The 16462-nt window shown below is 64.4% G+C and carries 16 protein-coding genes; 13 read left to right on the top strand and 3 right to left on the bottom strand.

Features of this window, described 5'->3' with window-relative positions:
* The first annotated feature begins 134 nt into the window (after window positions 1-134).
* Window positions 135-1208 (top strand): glycosyltransferase family 4 protein, encoded by a 1074-nt coding sequence (locus ACK4FK_RS08485; protein ID WP_409743873.1) that lies wholly within the window; start codon window positions 135-137, stop codon window positions 1206-1208.
* A 459-nt stretch (window positions 1209-1667) separates the two neighbouring features.
* Window positions 1668-2426, top strand: coding sequence for a hypothetical protein (locus ACK4FK_RS08490; protein ID WP_409743876.1), 759 nt, complete (start codon window positions 1668-1670; stop codon window positions 2424-2426).
* A 14-nt stretch (window positions 2427-2440) separates the two neighbouring features.
* Here ACK4FK_RS08490 and ACK4FK_RS08495 read toward each other — a convergent pair whose 3' ends face one another.
* Window positions 2441-4162 (bottom strand): IlvD/Edd family dehydratase, encoded by a 1722-nt coding sequence (locus ACK4FK_RS08495; protein ID WP_409743879.1) that lies wholly within the window; start codon window positions 4160-4162, stop codon window positions 2441-2443.
* A gap of 178 nt (window positions 4163-4340) precedes the next feature.
* On the opposite strand from ACK4FK_RS08495, the gene ACK4FK_RS08500 reads away from it, so the two are divergent.
* On the top strand, window positions 4341-5279 hold the full coding sequence (locus tag ACK4FK_RS08500; RefSeq protein ID WP_409743882.1) for a 2-hydroxyacid dehydrogenase: 939 nt from the start codon (window positions 4341-4343) through the stop codon (window positions 5277-5279).
* 3 nt (window positions 5280-5282) lie between these two features.
* On the opposite strand, the gene ACK4FK_RS08505 is transcribed toward ACK4FK_RS08500, so the two are convergent.
* Window positions 5283-6167, bottom strand: a complete 885-nt coding sequence (locus ACK4FK_RS08505) for a transglycosylase SLT domain-containing protein (protein WP_409743885.1) — start codon at window positions 6165-6167, stop codon at window positions 5283-5285.
* Between the two features lie 140 nt (window positions 6168-6307).
* Here ACK4FK_RS08505 and ACK4FK_RS08510 point away from each other — a divergent pair, with 140 nt between their 5' ends.
* The 7 genes from ACK4FK_RS08510 to ACK4FK_RS08540 all read left to right on the top strand — a co-directional run bounded on the left by ACK4FK_RS08510 (window position 6308) and on the right by ACK4FK_RS08540 (window position 11703).
* The gene (locus ACK4FK_RS08510) at window positions 6308-7432 is read left to right on the top strand and encodes a hypothetical protein (protein ID WP_409743888.1); all 1125 of its coding nucleotides are present in this window, start codon (window positions 6308-6310) and stop codon (window positions 7430-7432) included.
* A 36-nt stretch (window positions 7433-7468) separates the two neighbouring features.
* Complete coding sequence (locus ACK4FK_RS08515) at window positions 7469-7879, top strand: rhodanese-like domain-containing protein (RefSeq protein ID WP_409743891.1); 411 nt, start codon at window positions 7469-7471, stop codon at window positions 7877-7879.
* Window positions 7876-8988, top strand: coding sequence for a CaiB/BaiF CoA transferase family protein (locus ACK4FK_RS08520; RefSeq protein ID WP_409743894.1), 1113 nt, complete (start codon window positions 7876-7878; stop codon window positions 8986-8988). Before ACK4FK_RS08515 ends, ACK4FK_RS08520 begins: the two co-directional genes overlap by 4 nt.
* A 1-nt stretch (window position 8989) precedes the next feature.
* Complete coding sequence (locus ACK4FK_RS08525) at window positions 8990-9745, top strand: glucose 1-dehydrogenase (RefSeq protein ID WP_409743897.1); 756 nt, start codon at window positions 8990-8992, stop codon at window positions 9743-9745.
* A gap of 94 nt (window positions 9746-9839) precedes the next feature.
* Window positions 9840-10622, top strand: coding sequence for an SDR family oxidoreductase (locus tag ACK4FK_RS08530; protein WP_409743899.1), 783 nt, complete (start codon window positions 9840-9842; stop codon window positions 10620-10622).
* A gap of 77 nt (window positions 10623-10699) precedes the next feature.
* Window positions 10700-11290, top strand: a complete 591-nt coding sequence (locus tag ACK4FK_RS08535) for a TetR/AcrR family transcriptional regulator (RefSeq protein WP_409743902.1) — start codon at window positions 10700-10702, stop codon at window positions 11288-11290.
* A complete protein-coding gene (locus ACK4FK_RS08540) occupies window positions 11287-11703 on the top strand; it encodes a PaaI family thioesterase (RefSeq protein ID WP_409743904.1) in 417 nt (138 codons plus the stop codon). The genes ACK4FK_RS08535 and ACK4FK_RS08540 overlap by 4 nt, the downstream gene beginning before the upstream one ends.
* A gap of 14 nt (window positions 11704-11717) precedes the next feature.
* Here the strand turns inward: ACK4FK_RS08540 and ACK4FK_RS08545 are convergent, their stop codons facing one another.
* Entirely contained in the window at window positions 11718-12164 is a 447-nt protein-coding gene (locus ACK4FK_RS08545; RefSeq protein WP_409743907.1) for a carboxymuconolactone decarboxylase family protein, read from the bottom strand.
* A gap of 201 nt (window positions 12165-12365) precedes the next feature.
* On the opposite strand from ACK4FK_RS08545, the gene ACK4FK_RS08550 reads away from it, so the two are divergent.
* The 3 genes from ACK4FK_RS08550 to ACK4FK_RS08560 are packed head-to-tail and all read left to right on the top strand — an operon-like array spanning window position 12366 to window position 16451.
* Complete coding sequence (locus ACK4FK_RS08550; protein ID WP_409743909.1) at window positions 12366-13913, top strand: acyl-CoA carboxylase subunit beta; 1548 nt, start codon at window positions 12366-12368, stop codon at window positions 13911-13913.
* The gene (locus ACK4FK_RS08555; RefSeq protein ID WP_409743912.1) at window positions 13910-15196 is read left to right on the top strand and encodes a GTP cyclohydrolase II; all 1287 of its coding nucleotides are present in this window, start codon (window positions 13910-13912) and stop codon (window positions 15194-15196) included. Before ACK4FK_RS08550 ends, ACK4FK_RS08555 begins: the two co-directional genes overlap by 4 nt.
* Before the next feature lie 22 nt (window positions 15197-15218).
* On the top strand, window positions 15219-16451 hold the full coding sequence (locus tag ACK4FK_RS08560; RefSeq protein ID WP_409743915.1) for a URC4/urg3 family protein: 1233 nt from the start codon (window positions 15219-15221) through the stop codon (window positions 16449-16451).
* The last annotated feature ends 11 nt before the right edge of the window (window positions 16452-16462 follow it).

Consider the following 16462-nt stretch of genomic DNA (forward strand, 5'->3'; position numbering starts at 1 on the left):
GTGGATTGTCATCGAAGATTCATGTCCGTCTCCGACTTATCCCCAGGCTTTCATCGCCCTGTCATCGAATCGTGATCGAATTGGGAATCGGTGAATCGCCGGCGGTCGGGCCGGAGGAAAAGCGAGATCTATCCATGCGCATTCTGATCGTTTCCGATGCCTGGCACCCGCAGGTGAACGGTGTGGTGCGGACCCTGACCAAGACCCGCGAGGTGCTGGAGCGCCGCGGCCATGTGGTGGAGGTGATCGGGCCGGAGCAGTTCCGCCGCGTGCCATGCCCCACTTACCCGGAGATCGAGCTTTCGATCCTGCCCTATCGCCGGCTGGTGAAGCTGATCGAGGCCTTCAACCCGGATGCGATCCATATCGCCACCGAGGGGCCGCTGGGCATGGCGGCGCGCAAATACTGCAAGCGCAACGGCCTGATCTTCACCACCGCCTATCACACCAAATTCCCCGAATATATCCACGAGCGCACGAAGCTGCCGCTGAAATGGAGCTATGCCTTCATGCGCTGGTTCCATGGCGGCTCGGCCGGCGTGATGGTGGCGACCGACAGCCTGGCCAAGAGCCTGTCGGACTGGGGCTTCAAGAACCTGAAGACCTGGTCGCGCGGCGTGGATATCGAACGATTCAAGCCGCGCAGCAAGGACATCCTCGACCTGCCGAGGCCGATCTATCTCTATGCCGGCCGCGTGGTGGTGGACAAGAACATCGAGGCCTTCCTGCAACTGAAGCTGGACGGCACCAAGCTGGTGGTGGGCATCGGCCCCGACCTGGAAGGCTATCGCGCCAAATACCCGGAGGCCGTGTTCGCCGGCTATCTGGAGAACGGCCACCTGGCCAGCTATTTCGCCGCCGCCGACGTGTTCGTCTTCCCCAGCCTGACCGACACCTTCGGCCTGGTGCTGCTGGAGGCTTTGGCCTCGGGCGTGCCGGTGGCGGCCTATCCGGTGACCGGTCCCATCGACATCGTGGGGCCGCACCCGGACGTGGGCGCCCTGCACGAGGACCTGGCCGTGGCGATCAAAAATGCGCTGGGCAAATCGCCCGAAGCCTGCCGCGCGCTGGCGCTGCAGTATTCCTGGGATGCCTGCACCGACCAGTTCCTGAACAACCTGGTGCCGCTGGCCAAGGCGAAAGCCGAACCGGCGGCACGGGCGGAAAGCGGTAAGGCGCCCGGTAAGACACCGGCAGCGGCGGAATAGCCGCCAAGCTGCTGATAAACCTGGGCCGGTCTGCGCGACGCGGCCCGGCGGAAGCCGTGACGGGACGGCTAGGGCGGTGTCTGGGGCCCGCCAGACCCTCGCCAATAATCGACAATGATTGCCAATCATCGCCAATTCCGGCCAATCCCGCGCCGGAACCGGCATCCTGTTGCCGGCCAGTTGGCGACCAGTTCGAGCCAGTTGATGGCCAGTTCGATCCAGTTGGATACCAGTGCGATCCCGTTCAGGGCCAGTTCGATCCCGTTCGCGCCGGGGCCTGAAAATGCGAAATGCCGGCTGGCGGGCCGGCACGGACATACTGATCCACGATGGGCAAGAGCGCTAGAATATTAGATAACAGCGCCGACTAATTCTTCAAGATGCAATTTCTTCTTTAAAACTCACCGAACTCTGAGGAAGCTAAACCGGAAGCAATTGGAAACGCGTTTGGGGGATATTATGGAAGGCAATTTCACTCCTGATTATCATGAACTAACAAGTGATGTTTCGCGCAGCCGCCATCAACTATACGCCGACAACCTACAAAGATGGTTTCGCCATCTAGAAAGTGACGCCCACGTCTTCGCAACCATCTCCTCTCTTGAGCGGCTAGTTGATTTCGACTCTTGGTACAAGGAGTGCCAGTCGACTGTACGAAGTATGGTCGGCTCAGGAACTCTCAGCTGGCCACACGATCAGAGAGCCAGACTAGGCATGCACCTCACCCTCTTCCGGAAATTTTCAACAGGAGATATCTCTCCTTTCGATTTCTGTACAAATTTTCTCTACAGCGATAACAATTTTTCAGTGATGATCTCGGATATTAATATGCAAATATTCGAGCCGTTCAGCAGAGATTTAATTAAATATCTGATTCGAAATCAGGCCAATAATTCAGGCGACATTCCCGCCTCTGATAGAAGCGTGGCAATTGACCACAATAGTCAACAGTACCACGAGGCCGTCACCGCTCTTTCCGAAGTTGAAAATTTAGTACGCGAGTCAAATGAAATCTCTCCCGATGACCGAGAGATGCGCACAGCCGAAATCATTGCGGGAAAAACTCTTCTTGGAGCCGTGCGTGTTAGATTATCGGCTATAGTCCCGGTCCTGCTAAATGCACTACAGCGGCTATTTAAAAATTTCGCTGATCGACTAATCGGGATAGCCGCCGGCAAGGCCGTTGATGCGCTGTTAAAATTGCTTGGATATATGTGACATGAGCCAATCTACTACGGCACCCTTTTCGTAATCTGCGGCATCGCAAAATCGAAGTCGCAGCCAGTATCGGCCTGGGTCACGCTGTCGAAATAGAGTTTTTCATAGCCGCGCCGGCCGTCGCCCGAGGGCAGGGGCGGCAGGGCCGCGCGGCGTTTCTGCAGCTCGGCATCACTCACCAGCAGGTCGATGCGGCGGCCGGCGGTATCGAGCCGGATGCGGTCGCCGGTTTGCACCAGGGCCAATGGCCCGCCGGCCGCAGACTCCGGCGCGATATGCAGAACGATGGTGCCATAGGCGGTGCCGCTCATGCGCGCATCGGAAATGCGCACCATGTCCTTCACGCCCTGTAACGCCAGTTTCTTCGGGATCGGGATATAGCCGGCCTCGGGCATGCCGGGTGCGCCTTTCGGCCCGGCATTGCGCAGCACCAGAATGTCATCAGGTTTCACGTCGAGATCGGGCGAGTCGAGCTTTGCGGCCATGTCGGGCAGGCCGTCGAACACCACGGCGCGGCCTTCATGCTGCAGCAGGCTTTGCGTGGCGGCGGCCTGCTTGATGATGGCGCCATCGGGCGCGAGGTTGCCGCGCAAAACGGCCATCGCGCCGTTGGCATAAACAGGATTGCCAAGCGGCCGGATCACGTCCTGCTTCCACGATTGCGGCGCGGCGTCGATGTTGTCGCCCAGTGTTTTGCCCGTCACGGTGAGGCAGGTGCGGTCGATCAGGCTGACCAGTTCGCGCAAAATCGGCGTCAGGCCACCGGCTTTATAAAGGTCTTCCATGTAATGCTGGCCGGTGGGCTTGAGATCCACCAGCACCGGCGTCTCGCGGCCGAGTTTATCGAAACCTTCGAGGTCGATGCCGATGCCAAGCCGCCCCGCCATGGCAGTCAGATGAATGAGCGCATTTGTGCTGCCGCCCACGGCTAGCAGCACGCGCAGGGCATTCCTGAACGCGGCGGGCGTCATGATTTTGTCGGGCGTCAGGCCCTCGACCGCCATCGCCACGGCGCGCGCGCCGGTCTGTTCGGCCAGGCGGCGGCGTTCGGCATGCACGGCCGGCACGGCCGCGCCGCCGGGCAGCATCATGCCCATGGCCTCCACCGTCAGGGCCATGGTGCTGGCCGTGCCCATCACGCCGCAGGTGCCGATGGTGGGCGCCAGTTCGGCATTAACCTCGTTGATTTCAGTCTCTGTCATCTCGCCGGCGCGATAGCGCGCCCAGAAGCGGCGGCAATCGGTGCAGGCGCCGAGCTTTTCGCCGCGCCATGACCCCGCCAGCATCGGCCCGGTGACCAGCATGATCGCCGGCACGTTCGCCGATGCAGCGCCCATGAGGAGCGCCGGCACGGTCTTGTCGCAGCCGCCGAGCAGGATCACGGCATCCATCGGCTGGGCGCGGATCATCTCTTCCGCGTCCATGGCCATCAGGTTGCGCAGATACATGCTGGTGGGATTGGCAAAGCTTTCCTGGATCGAGATCACGGGGAAGGGCACGGGGATGCCGCCGGCCAGCATCACGCCGCGCGAGGCGGCCTCGATCAGGTCGGGCACGTTGCGGTGGCAGGCATTGTAGCCCGAGGCGGTGTCGACGATGCCGATGATGGGGCGCGAGAGTGCCTCGTCGGTGTAACCCAGCGCCTTGATGAAGGCCTTGCGCAGGAAAACGGAAAAACCGGCATCGCCGTAATTGGCGAGGTTGCGCTGCATGCCTTTAGGCGGGGGCTTCGACATCGTGGACTCCTGTGGGGGCGGGCAGGATCGGAAGAACATGCGCCGCCTGTCAATCTCTCGTGGCGGCCTGGAATTGGCCGGGAATTGGTCCGTCTGGTTCGCTGCGCCTGCGCCTTGCGGGAAACCCGGCCCTGCCGCTAGGTTTGCAACTGATATATCAGTTTAGAGGGAGGAGACCATGGCCGTCGAGATCGTGCAGACCACCGCCATGCCGCCGGCAATCCAGCAGGTGCTGGACCGGGAATTCAAGGTGCATCGCCTGTGGGAGGCGGCCGACCGCGACGCGCTGGTGCAGCAGGTGGCCCCCAATGTGCGCGGCATGGTCACCTCGGGCGGCGTGGGTGCCAGCCGCAAGCTGATCGAGGCCCTGCCCAAGCTGGAGATTATTTCCAGTTTCGGCGTGGGATATGACTCCATCGATATCGATTGCGCCAAGCAGCGCGGCGTGACGGTGACCAACACACCCGACGTGCTGACCGACGACGTGGCCGACACCGCCATGGCCCTGCTGCTGGCGATGATGCGCCGCATCCCGCAGGGCGACCAGTTCGTGCGCCAGGGCCGCTGGCCGAAGGACAAGTTTCCGCTGACCGACAAACTGGGCGGCAAAAAGATGGGTGTGCTGGGTCTGGGCCGCATCGGCCAGGCCATCGCGCGCCGCGCCGAACCGTTCAATGTCGAGATCAGCTATTTCGGCCCGCGCAAGAAGGCCGACATTGCCTGGCGCTATTACGACAATCTGGTGGCGATGGCCAAAGACGTCGATATCCTGATGATCGCCTGTCCGGGCGGCAAGGAGACCGAAGGCCTGGTGAACCAGGCGGTGATCGACGCGCTGGGGCCGAAGGGTTATGTGGTCAACATCGCGCGCGGTTCGGTGGTGGTGGAGCCGGCGCTGGTCAAGGCGCTGGTGGAGGGCAAGCTGGCCGGGGCGGGGCTGGACGTGTTCGCCGACGAGCCGAACGTGCCCGAGGCTTTGTGGAAACTCGACAGTGTGACGCTGGCGCCGCATGTCGGCTCAGCCACCCATGCCACGCGGCAGGCGATGGGCGATCTGGTGCTGAAGAATATCCTGGCGTTCTTCGCCGGCCAGCCGGTGCTGACCAGAGTGGTGTGATACTTACCAGCTGCTGTCGGTATCGCTGCTGCGGCCGAAGGCGTTGGCCCGGCCGAGCATCATCTTGTGCAGCATTTCCATAGCCATCATTTTCACGCTGGCATCGGTGAGGCGGCGCTGCTCGGCGAGCTGGCCATGCAGGGGCGAACCGCCGCTGCGCGCGCCGTTACCGCCGACGATGGCGGCGGCGCCATCCAGCGGCACGGTCTCCAGGCCGCTGGCCTTGCTGTTCAGCTTGTCCTGAAAGAAGGCATAGATATCGCCCAGCGAACGGGCCTTGCCTTCCGAGGTATAGAACACACCCTGGTTGGCGGCGGCGGCCTCTGGCAACAGGCTGGCGGCGTTCTGTGCCGGGTTCTCTCTCAGCGCGGCGAGGAATTTGGTGGCGCCGCTGGCGCCGAGAAAATGGCCCAGGTAGAGATCGACCTTCTGCATCTCGACGCCGAATTCGCGCGAGAGAATCTGCTGGTTGCTGCGCGCGTATTCGGCGGCCATGGCGGCGGCGATGCGCGGATCGTCGCGCAGGGCGAGGATGTCCCTGCGAAGCTGCGGGTCGCTGACGCGCGGGCGGCCGTCGCTGCCGCTGGAAATCTGGCCGGCCTGTTCGGCCAGGCCGTATTTGGCGCCATGGTCGCGCACCATCTCGAGCCAGGTGCTTTCGATGAACTGGAACAGCCCGCGCGCCGAACTTGTGCGGGCCTGGGCATCGGCGCGGAAACCGCTTTCCTGCCCGGCCTGGGCGACCAGATAGGCGAAGTCCACGCCGGTGCGGCTGCTGGCCTGCTTGAGCGTGCTGAGCAGTTCGTAGCTCACCTGATGGCCGCCGATGCGATAGCTGTCGGCGCGGGCGGCATTGAGGGCGGCGGAGAAGGGCGGCAGCGGGGCCATGGATTGGATCAGCCTGTTTTGGTCCCATCCTGCATAGAAGAGTCGGGGCAAAGATTCCGTTAACATCTGGATAACGGATATTCTATTGTTCTCTCAGTAGGTTAGGCTGGGGCGATTCAGCGTCAGTACGGGGGCGGCAGGTGGCGGAGGGTTTCGCCGGATTTCTGGCGGCGATGGGCGTGGACTGGCAGGCAGATGGCCCGTGGCTGGCCATGCTGCTGGTGCTGGTCAGCGGCATCGGCCTGCCGGCGGCAGTCTATGCGCTGTTCGACCGCTGGGCGGCGCGGCGGCTCACCGTCGATACGGTGGCGCTGGCCACCCGCTATGGCGGCTTCATGAATTCCTGGGCGGTGTTCGGCCGCCATGCCAGCGAATACCGCGACCTGCATCCACTATTCCCCGAGGCGCAGGCGGCCGAGCTGGCGCGCTTTCATGATGGCACGGCCTGCATCGCAGCGCGGTTCCGCTCGGCGCAGGCCGCGGAACAGGCCGCAGAACTGCGCTTCGCCAATTTCGCCGCAGCCGGGGTCGAATATGCTGATGCCGGCATCTCTTTCCAGACCGGCGGAGCCGGCAATGCTGCCGGGGGCTATGCCCGCGGCCAGTGGTTGCTGATCGGTGACACGCTGTTTGCCTTTTATGGCCCCGACAGCGCCGCGCTCGACCGCCGCCGCCGCGCCACGCCGGCCCTGCGCGCACGGCGTTTTCCCGGCCCGCTGCGCCTGCTGCACAGCCGTGCCGGCCAGGGCATGATGGCGGCGTTGTGGCTGGTGCTGCATCTGGCCGCGGTCAGCCTGTGCCTGGAGCAGGCGGCATTCCGCAGCGGCAATCCCCCGCCGGTGGAACTGGCAGAACTGCGCGAGCGGCTGGAAGACCTCAACTCGGCCGGACTGCGCATCGCGGCACTCTACGATGCGCAGAGCGGCCGGCTGCTGCTGGCCGGCCATGCCGACGACCTGCGCCGGCAGGATCTCGACCGTCTCTCCGGGCGCGTGTGGATCACGGGACTGGAACTCGATTTCGATTCCGGACGCAGCGTCGTCAATGCTTTGCCGCTGGTGGCGCGCGGCATCGCGCCGGCCGGGTTGGGCCTGCCACCGCCGATGCCGGAACGCTGGCGCGGCAACACGCTGCTGATCGATGACGATGACGTGCTGATCGATGCGGTGCAGAGCATTGTGCGCGAGGCAGGCTGGCACTGGCAGCCGCGCCTGTGGCGGTTGCCGTCATGGCTGCGGTGGGCATGGCCTGATATCGGCGGCTGACCTATAGTTGGCGCATTGCAATAAGGAGGAAACGCGATGCGCAAAGGCTACAAGGCGCTCGTGGCCGAGGCGATGGCGGAAATCGTCACGCTCACGCCGCAACAGGCAGCCGAGAAACTCGGCAACCCCGGGGTGGTATTCGTCGACATCCGCGATCCGCGCGAACTGGAGCGCGACGGCATGATCCCCAATGCGCTGCATGCCACCCGCGGCATGCTGGAATTCTGGATCGATCCGGAAAGCCCGTATCACCGCAAGACCTTCGCCGAGGACAAGGAATTCATTTTCTACTGTGCCGGCGGCCTGCGCTCGGCGCTGGCGACCAAGACGGCCAAGGATATGGGACTGCAGAAGCTGGCCCATATCGAGGGCGGCTTCGGCGAGTGGAAAAAGCAGGGCCTGCCGGTGGCTGAATGGCAGCCGAAGAGCCACGGAGAGAAGAAATGAGTGGTCCGCTCTCGGGGCTGAAGGTGATCGAGATGCCGGCGATCGGGCCGGTGCCGTTCTGCGGCATGCTGCTGGCCGACCTGGGTGCCGACGTGCTGCGCATCGACCGCACCGGCGATGTCGATCTGGGACTGCCCATCGAGCCGAAATACGAACTTCTCGGCCGCGGCAAGCGCTCTCTGGCGCTCGACCTGAAGGATGCCAAGGCCATCGCGCTGATGCTCGACCTGATGGCGAAGGCCGATGTGGTGCTGGAGGGCTTCCGCCCCGGCGTGATGGAACGCCTGGGCCTCGGCCCCGACGTGGCACTGCAGCGCAATCCGAAACTGGTCTATGGCCGCATGACTGGCTGGGGACAGGATGGTCCCATGGCGCCGGCCGCCGGCCACGACATCAACTACATCGCGCTGACCGGCGCATTGCATGCCATCGGCACTGTCGGCCAGCCGGTGCCGCCGCTCAACCTGGTGGGCGATTTCGGCGGCGGCTCGCTGTATCTGGCGATGGGTGTGCTGGCGGCGTTGTACGAGCGCCAGCACTCGGGCCGGGGCCAGGTGGTGGATGCCGCCATGGTGGATGGCGCGGCGTCGCTGATGACTATGTTCTACGGCATGAAGGCGGCTGGCCTGTGGAGTGACCAGCGCGGCACCAACATGCTGGATGGCGGCGCGCCGTGGTATGGCACCTTCGAGTGCAAGGATGGCGGCTTCGTTGCCATCGGTTCCATCGAGGGCAAGTTTTATGCCGAGCTGATCCAGAAGCTCGGCCTCGATCCGACCATCCTGCCCAAACAGTACGACCGCAGACGCTGGCCCTCGCTGCAGGCGGCCATCGCCGCCACCTTCAAGACCAAGACGCGCGACGAATGGTGCGCCATCATGGAAGGCAGCGACATCTGCTTCGCGCCGGTGCTGAACCTGGAGGAGGCGCCGAAGCACGCTCATATGGCGGCGCGGCAGAGTTTCGTCGCGCCTGATGGCGTCATGCAGCCGGCGCCGGCACCACGTTTCTCGCGCACCCCGGGCGCCATCCGGAAACAGCCGCCCAAACGCGGCGAGGGCGGCGAGGCGGCCCTGCGCGACTGGGGCCTTGCGGCGAAGGAAAGCTGACATGCCGCGCCTGCAGGACAAGGTGGCGCTGGTCACCGGCGCGGCATCGGGCTTCGGCCTGGCGACGGCCGCGCTGTTCGTCGCCGAGGGCGCGCAAGTGATCCTCACCGACCGCAGCGACGGCGCGGCCGCGGCGGCGACGCTGGGGCCGAAGGCGCGTTTCCTGTCGCTGGACGTGACGAAGGAAGACCAGTGGCGATCCACGGTCGCCAATGTCGCCGCGAAGGAAGGCCGACTCGATGTGCTGGTCAACAATGCCGGCATCGGCCTGCACCGCAATGTCACCGAGATGACACTGGAGGAATGGCGGCTGGTGCAGGCGGTGAATTCCGATAGCGTGTTTCTCGGCTGCAAGCATGCCATACCCCTCATGAGGAAAGGCGGCGGCGGGTCTATCGTCAACGTCGCCTCGGTGGCCGGCAAGGTCGGCGCGCCGCAGATGGCCGCCTATTGTGCCTCGAAAGGTGCAGTCACGCTGTTCACCAAGGCATTGGCAATGGAAGCCGCCTATGGCCGCTGGAACATCCGGGTGAACTCCGTGCATCCCGCCTATGTCGAGACGCCGCTGGTGCAAGGACACATCAATGCGTCGCGGGAACCGGAAAAGACCCGGCGGTTTCTGGAAAGCCTGCACCCCATCGGCCATATGGGTGCGGTGGAGGATGTGGCCCAGGCCATCCTCTATCTGGCCTGCGATGAATCGAAATTCACCACGGGTTCTGAACTGCTGGTCGATGGCGGCCTGACGGCCCAGTAATCGCCGCAGTAATTGCTGCAGTGATTGCTGCTGGGGCGCCGCGGCGCTATGTGTTGAGCGGTTTCATTCCATTCGGCAACCAAGGGAGCGATACATGGATTTCGGCATCAAGGGCCGTAACGCACTTGTCTGCGCGGCGAGCAAGGGCCTTGGCCTGGGCTGCGCGCTGGCTTTGGCGAAGGAAGGCGTGAACGTCACCATCACGGCGCGCGGCGCTGAGGTGCTGGAACAGGCAGCGGCGAAGATCCGCGCCGAGGCCCCGGGTGTGACGGTGAAGACCGTGGCGGGCGACATTGCCACCGAGGCCGGTCGCCAGCAGGCGTTGGAAGCCGCCGGGCAGATCGACATTCTGGTCAACAATGCCGGCGGCCCGCCGCCGGGCAATTTCCGCGACTGGGGCCGCGAGGAATGGATCAAGGCGGTGGACGCCAACATGATCACGCCGATCCTCCTGATCAAGGCGGTCGTGGATGGTATGGCGGGGCGCAGGTTCGGCCGCATCGTCAACATCACCTCCAGCGCGGTAAAGGCACCGATCCCGATCCTGGGGCTTTCGAACGGCGCGCGCTCGGGCCTGCATGGTTTCGTGGCCGGTGTGTCGCGCCAGGTGGCCAAGGACGGCATCACCATCAACAATCTTCTGCCCGGCCGGTTTCTGACCGACCGCCTGAAACAGACCATCGGCGTTCAGACCAAGAAGAGCGGCGCCGAACTGGACGCCGAGCTTGACAAGCAGGCTGCCACCATCCCGGCCGGCCGTTTTGGCACGGCCGAGGAATTCGGCCAGGTCTGCGCCTTCCTGTGCTCGATGCAGGCGGCCTACATGACCGGGCAGAACGTGCTGCTGGATGGCGGCAACTATCCGGGCAGCTTCTAGCCCGCAGGAATGGAAAGGGGCCGCGGGCCCCTTTTCTTTGGCCTTGTCATAATTAGACCAGTCTATATAATTCCGGCATGGTCAGATCAGCCGCCGCCGCGAAACCGACCCGCCTTTCCGCCCGCGATCGCTTTGTCGAGATGACGGCGAAGCTGATGTCGCGGCGCGGCTATGCCGGCACCGGCCTGAACGAGATCGTCGAGAAAAGCGGCGCGCCGAAAGGTTCGCTCTATCACTATTTCCCCGATGGCAAAGAGCAACTGGCGGCTGCTGCCGTGACCTGGGCGTCGGCGCGTTTCATGGCCACGCTGCGCGATGAACTGGTCGGCAGCGCCACGGTGGCCGAAGCCATGGGTAACCTGGCCGAGACCATTGCCGGCTGGCTGGAGGCATCGAAATTCCGCGACGGCTCGCCGCTCACCATCGTCGCCGTCGAGACCGGACCATTCATCGAACCGCTGCGGCTGGCCTGCGACGTCGGCTATCGCGACTGGGGCGATACAATTGCCGAGGCCCTGCGCGCCGAAGGGCGGAAGCCGGCGGAAGCCGCCGATCTGGCGCTGCTGGCCGTTACATCGCTGGAAGGCGCTGTGATTCTGGCCCGGACGCGGCATTCCGCCGAACCGCTGCGGCAGATCGGCCGCCTGCTGAAAAGGAGTCTTAAATGACCGAGTCACAATCCAGCTTCACTCGCGCGCATCTGGAGCAGGCGATCAGGATCAGCCCCTTCACCAACTGGGTCGGCACGAGGCTGGTGGATTTCGCTCCGGGCGAGGTGAAGATCGCCATCGACGTGCGGCCCGACCTGACGCAGCACCATGGCTTCGCCCACGGCGCCATTGTCGGCTACATGGCCGACACGGTCTGCGCCTGGGCAGCGGCCTCGGTGGTGGGCGACGTGGTGACCTCGGAATACAAACTCAACCTGCTGGCGCCGGCAGTGGGCGACAGCCTGACGGCCACCGGCATGGTGGTGAAGGCCGGCAAGCGGCAGGTAGTGACGCGGGCCGATGTCTATGCCGTGAAGGACGGGCAGGCGCGGATCGTCGCCACGGCGTTGGCGACGATCGCGCGGGTGTAGCCGGTTGGGTCAGCCTAATCTATCGGGTGCGCGGCGCGGAACCCGACCTGCAGGCGGTTCCACACATTGATCGCGCCGATCAGCAGGGTGAGCTGCACCTGTTCGGCTTCCGAGAACTGCGCCTTGACCAGCTCATAATCGGCATCTGGCGCGCCGGTCTGCGGCAGCAGGGTGAGCGCCTCGGTCCAGGCCAGGGCGGCGCGTTCGCGGTCGCTGTATAGCGGGCTTTCGCGCCAAGCATTCAGCATATACAGCCGCATCTCGGTTTCGCCATGCTTGCGGGCATCGGTGGTATGCATGTGGATGCAGAAGGCGCAGCCATTGATCTGAGAGGCGCGCAGCTTCACCAGATGGCGCATACCTTCTTCCAGGCCGCTTTTTTCGAAACTGGCCTCCAGCGCCATCATGGCCTTGATGCCGTCGGGGGCGGATTTGTGGGGGTTCTTCAGCCGGGGGGGCATCGCTTTTCTCCTGCGCGCACCATGCGCGTTCGGTCCTTAGACGGGGCAGGGCCGGCCGGTGTGACAGCCGGGCGGGACAAGCCGCTTGCTTCCGCCACGTTAAGGTTCTGGGACGGGTGGTTTCGGCTCCATTCCGGCCATTGTGCCGGCTTGCGGGCGGCGTTAGACTCCATCGCTTTCCAGTGCCAAGAGGCCAAAATTATGAGCTGGGAAGCCGAGATCGCCGAATTGCGGCGCCGTGAAGAGATGGCCCGCCAGATGGGCGGGCCCGACAAGATCAAGCGCCAGCATGACGGTGGCAAGCTGACGGTGCGCGAACGCATCGACCAGTTGCTCGACCCCGGTTCCTTCCACGAAATCGGCGCCATCGCCGGCCGGGCCGTCTATGACGCCCAGGGGCAGCTGCAGGATTTCTCGCCGACCAACTTCGTCTTCGGCCGCGGCAAGGTCAATGCGCGGCCAGTGGTGGTGGGCGGCGACGATTTCACCGTGCGCGGTGGCGCTGCCGATGCCGCCATATGGCAGAAGCAGGTGATGGCCGAGCAGATGGCGCATGAGCTGCGCATCCCGATGATCCGCCTGGTGGATGGCACCGGCGGCGGCGGTTCGGTGAAATCCCTGGAGATGGAAGGCCGCACTTACGTTCCCCTGTTGCCCGGCTGGGAACACGCGGTGACGAACCTGAGCACCGTGCCGGTGGTGGCGCTGGCGCTCGGCTCAGTGGCAGGCCTGGGGGCGGCGCGTACGGTCACCAGTCATTTCTCGGTGATGGTGGAGGGTATTTCGCAGATGTTCATTGCCGGCCCGCCCGTGGTGGCGCGCACCGGCGTGGAAATGACCAAGGAGGAACTGGGCGGCAGCGAAATCCATGCTCGCGCCGGCGCCATCGACCTGGCGGTGGCCAGTGAGGAGGAGGCCTTTGCCGCGGCGAAACGCTTCCTGTCCTACCTGCCGCAATCGGTCTACGAATTGCCGCAGCGCATCGCGCCGCAGGACGATCCGCAGCGTCGGGCCGAGAAACTGCTGTCCGTCATTCCGCGCGACCGCCGCCGCGTCTACAAGACCCGCGAGATTCTGGATGCCGTATTGGACGAGGGCAGTTTTTTCGAGATGGGGCGGCTGTATGGCCGTTCGGTGATCACCGGCCTGGCGCGGTTGGATGGCTGGCCTGTCGCGATCCTCGCCAGCGATCCGTATCATTATGGCGGCGGCTGGACGGCCGACGCGGCGCACAAGATCACAAGGTTCGTCGATCTGGCCGAAACCTTCCACCTGCCCGTGGTGCATTTCGTCGACATCCCCGGCTTCCTGATCGGCCCCGAGGCCGAGCAGAGCGGCACCATCCGCCATGGCGCCCGCGCGCTGACGGCGGTGTACCAGGCCACCGTGCCCTGGTGTTCGATCATCCTGCGCAAGGCCTTCGGCGTGGCCGGCGCGGCCCATTCCAATCACACCCGGCTGCGCTATCGCTATGCTTGGCCGTCGGGCGACTGGGGCAGCCTGCCGCTGGAAGGCGGCATCGAAGCGGCCTATCGCGCCGACCTGGAGAAGGCCGAGGATCCCGCCGCATTGCTGAAGGACATCGAGGAACGGCTGAACCGCGTGCGCTCGCCGTTCCGCACGGCCGAGGCCTTCTTGGTGGAAGAGATCATCGATCCACGCGACACCCGTCCGCTGCTGTGCGAATTCGCCAACCTGGCGGTCCCTTTGCGTAAAACCGGTCCCTCAAGCTTTGGGTACAGACCATGAGTACGACAGACATCCCCAATATCCCGAACGAGAAGAAAGCCGCGCCGAAATCCATCGTGCTGACCTCGCATCCGAGCAGCACGGCGGGATCGAAGCCCCTGCCGGTGGAATGGGGCGCGGCCGATCCGCGCCAGCGCGGGCCTGTTGTGGCGACGCTGAAGAATCCCGGCGGCAAGAATGCCATCGGCACGCATTCGGGCGCCTATTCGCTGTATCGCGCATTGGCGATTGCGGCGGGTCAGCTCAAGGCCGAGCACAAGCCCGACCTGACCAACACCGCGCCGGCCGAACCCATCGGCCCGTTCCCGCAATGGGCCGATCCGGAAAAGATCGTCTCGATGGATCCCTGGGGCCACATGACCAGCGAGGTCTTCGCCCAGCAGATCGCCGCCGGATGGGACATCCGGCCCACCATCGCGGTGACCAAGGCGCATATCAACATGCCCGAGCTGCACCAGGCCATCCAGGCCGGCAGGCTGAAGCCCGATGGGGATATCCTGGCCGCCAACGGCGACGTGAAGGTGACCAAGATGGCGGTCGAGCCGGTCTGGTGGCTGCCCGGCGTCGCCAGGCGCTTCAAAATCAGCGAGACGGAACTGCGCCGCGGCCTGTTCGAGCAGACCGGCGGCATGTTCCCCGAACTGGTGACGCGGCCCGACCTGAAGGTGTTCCTGCCGCCCATCGGCGGCATGACCGTCTACCTGTTCGGCGACGTTTCGAAGCTGGGCAAGCGCGAGACGAAGATCGCCTGCCGCATCCATGACGAATGCAACGGCTCGGATGTGTTCGGCTCGGACATCTGCACCTGCCGGCCTTACCTCGCGCATGGCATCGAAGTCTGCATCGAGGAGGCGCAGCAGGGTGGCGTGGGCGTGATCGTCTATAACCGCAAGGAAGGCCGCGCCCTGGGCGAGGTGACCAAGTTCCTGGTCTACAACGCGCGCAAGCGGCAGGAAGGCGGCGACCGCGCCGAGGCCTATTTCCAGCGCACCGAATGCGTGGCGGGCGTGCAGGACATGCGCTTCCAGGAACTGATGCCCGACATCCTGCACTGGCTGGGCATCGCCCGTATCGACCGGCTGGTGTCGATGAGCAATATGAAGTTCCAGCCGATTGTCGACAGCGGCATCCAGGTGGTCGAGCGCGTGCCGATCCCCGAGGAGTTGATCCCGGCCGATGCCAAGGTTGAAATGGACGCCAAGAAGGCAGCCGGCTATTTCACCGACAAGGTGCCGGATGAAGATGAATTGAAAAAGGCCAAGGGGCGTGGTCTTGAAGAATAATGGTCCTTGAGGAGTAAGTCGCGTGGGTAACCTGAACGATCCGGCCCAGGCCGTTGCCTGGCTGCGCACGCCGCAGGCGGTGCGCGAGCGCTGCAACCAGCTCTTCCTGCTGGCCGAGCGCGATGCGCTGCCGAATTTCCATCTGCATCTGGAGGCCATGCCGGCGACGGCTCAGTATGTGGCGCAGGTGATCCGCGAGAATTATCCCACCCTGCAGATCCCCTATCATGCGCGTTGGCGCCACTTCGCCGCGGGTGGTGTCGACCGCTGGGGCCAGCTTGCCGCGACGCTGAAAGGCACGGATGTCGACGAGGTCGCCCGCATCCGTTTCGATCTTTGCGTGGTGAGTGTGCTGCTGGATGCCGGCGCTGGCGCGCAATGGGCCTTCACGGAAGAGGGTCGGAGGATTGCCCGTTCGGAAGGCCTGGCGGTGGCCAGCCTACATGCCTTCAAGGGCGGACTGTTCTCGGGCGACAAGGCGCAGCCCCTGCGGGCCGATGCCGCCGGCCTGCTGCCGCTGGCACCGAATGCCATCGCCCATGCCTTCCAGGCCGACGAGCGCAACCCTCTGCTGGGTCTGGAAGGCCGCGCCGCGCTGCTGCGCAACCTGGGCGCGGCGCTGAAAGCGAGGCCGGACCTGTTTGGTACGGAAGCCCGCATCGGCCGGCTGTACGATCACCTGAAGGCACAGGTGAGGGATGGCAGACTGGCGGCCAGCGCCATTCTGAGCGCTGTGTTGGAAGGATTGGGCCCGATCTGGCCATCGCGCATGACGCTGGACGGTGTGAACCTCGGCGATGTGTGGCGCCATCGCGGCATTGTCAGCGGCGACCTGACCTCGGGCCTGGTGCCGTTCCACAAGCTGTCGCAGTGGCTCAGCTACTCGCTGGTGGAAATCTTCGAGGATGCCGGCGTGGCGGTGAGCGGGCTGGACGACCTGACCGGCCTGCCGGAATACCGCAATGGCGGCCTGTTCATCGACATGGGCGTGCTGAGCGTGCGGCATGAGGCGCTGCTGAAATATCCGATCCCGGTCGAGGACGAGGCCGTGGTGGAGTGGCGCGCCCTGACCGTGGCCCTGCTGGACCGCATCGCCGACCCGGTGCGGGCCATCCTGGGCAAGACAGCGGCCGAGATGCCGCTGGCCCGCATCCTGGAAGGCGGCACCTGGGCGGCCGGGCGCAAGATTGCCAAAGAGAAGCGTGCCGATGGCGGCCCGCCGCTTACCATTGCCAGCGACGGCACCGTATTCTGATTTCCGATTGG

This window comes from Ferrovibrio sp. (genome assembly GCF_046297895.1).
GTDB lineage: Bacteria > Pseudomonadota > Alphaproteobacteria > Ferrovibrionales > Ferrovibrionaceae > Ferrovibrio.

Coding starts and splice junctions, on each gene's coding strand:
- ACK4FK_RS08520 (WP_409743894.1), top strand. CDS start 7,876: ATGAGTGGTCCGCTCTCGGGGCTGAAGGTGATCGAGATGCCGGCGATC.
- ACK4FK_RS08505 (WP_409743885.1), bottom strand. CDS start 6,167: ATGGCCCCGCTGCCGCCCTTCTCCGCCGCCCTCAATGCCGCCCGCGCC.
- ACK4FK_RS08495 (WP_409743879.1), bottom strand. CDS start 4,162: ATGTCGAAGCCCCCGCCTAAAGGCATGCAGCGCAACCTCGCCAATTAC.
- ACK4FK_RS08545 (WP_409743907.1), bottom strand. CDS start 12,164: ATGCCCCCCCGGCTGAAGAACCCCCACAAATCCGCCCCCGACGGCATC.
- ACK4FK_RS08515 (WP_409743891.1), top strand. CDS start 7,469: ATGCGCAAAGGCTACAAGGCGCTCGTGGCCGAGGCGATGGCGGAAATC.
- ACK4FK_RS08500 (WP_409743882.1), top strand. CDS start 4,341: ATGGCCGTCGAGATCGTGCAGACCACCGCCATGCCGCCGGCAATCCAG.
- ACK4FK_RS08485 (WP_409743873.1), top strand. CDS start 135: ATGCGCATTCTGATCGTTTCCGATGCCTGGCACCCGCAGGTGAACGGT.
- ACK4FK_RS08540 (WP_409743904.1), top strand. CDS start 11,287: ATGACCGAGTCACAATCCAGCTTCACTCGCGCGCATCTGGAGCAGGCG.
- ACK4FK_RS08535 (WP_409743902.1), top strand. CDS start 10,700: ATGGTCAGATCAGCCGCCGCCGCGAAACCGACCCGCCTTTCCGCCCGC.
- ACK4FK_RS08530 (WP_409743899.1), top strand. CDS start 9,840: ATGGATTTCGGCATCAAGGGCCGTAACGCACTTGTCTGCGCGGCGAGC.
- ACK4FK_RS08490 (WP_409743876.1), top strand. CDS start 1,668: ATGGAAGGCAATTTCACTCCTGATTATCATGAACTAACAAGTGATGTT.
- ACK4FK_RS08525 (WP_409743897.1), top strand. CDS start 8,990: ATGCCGCGCCTGCAGGACAAGGTGGCGCTGGTCACCGGCGCGGCATCG.
- ACK4FK_RS08550 (WP_409743909.1), top strand. CDS start 12,366: ATGAGCTGGGAAGCCGAGATCGCCGAATTGCGGCGCCGTGAAGAGATG.
- ACK4FK_RS08555 (WP_409743912.1), top strand. CDS start 13,910: ATGAGTACGACAGACATCCCCAATATCCCGAACGAGAAGAAAGCCGCG.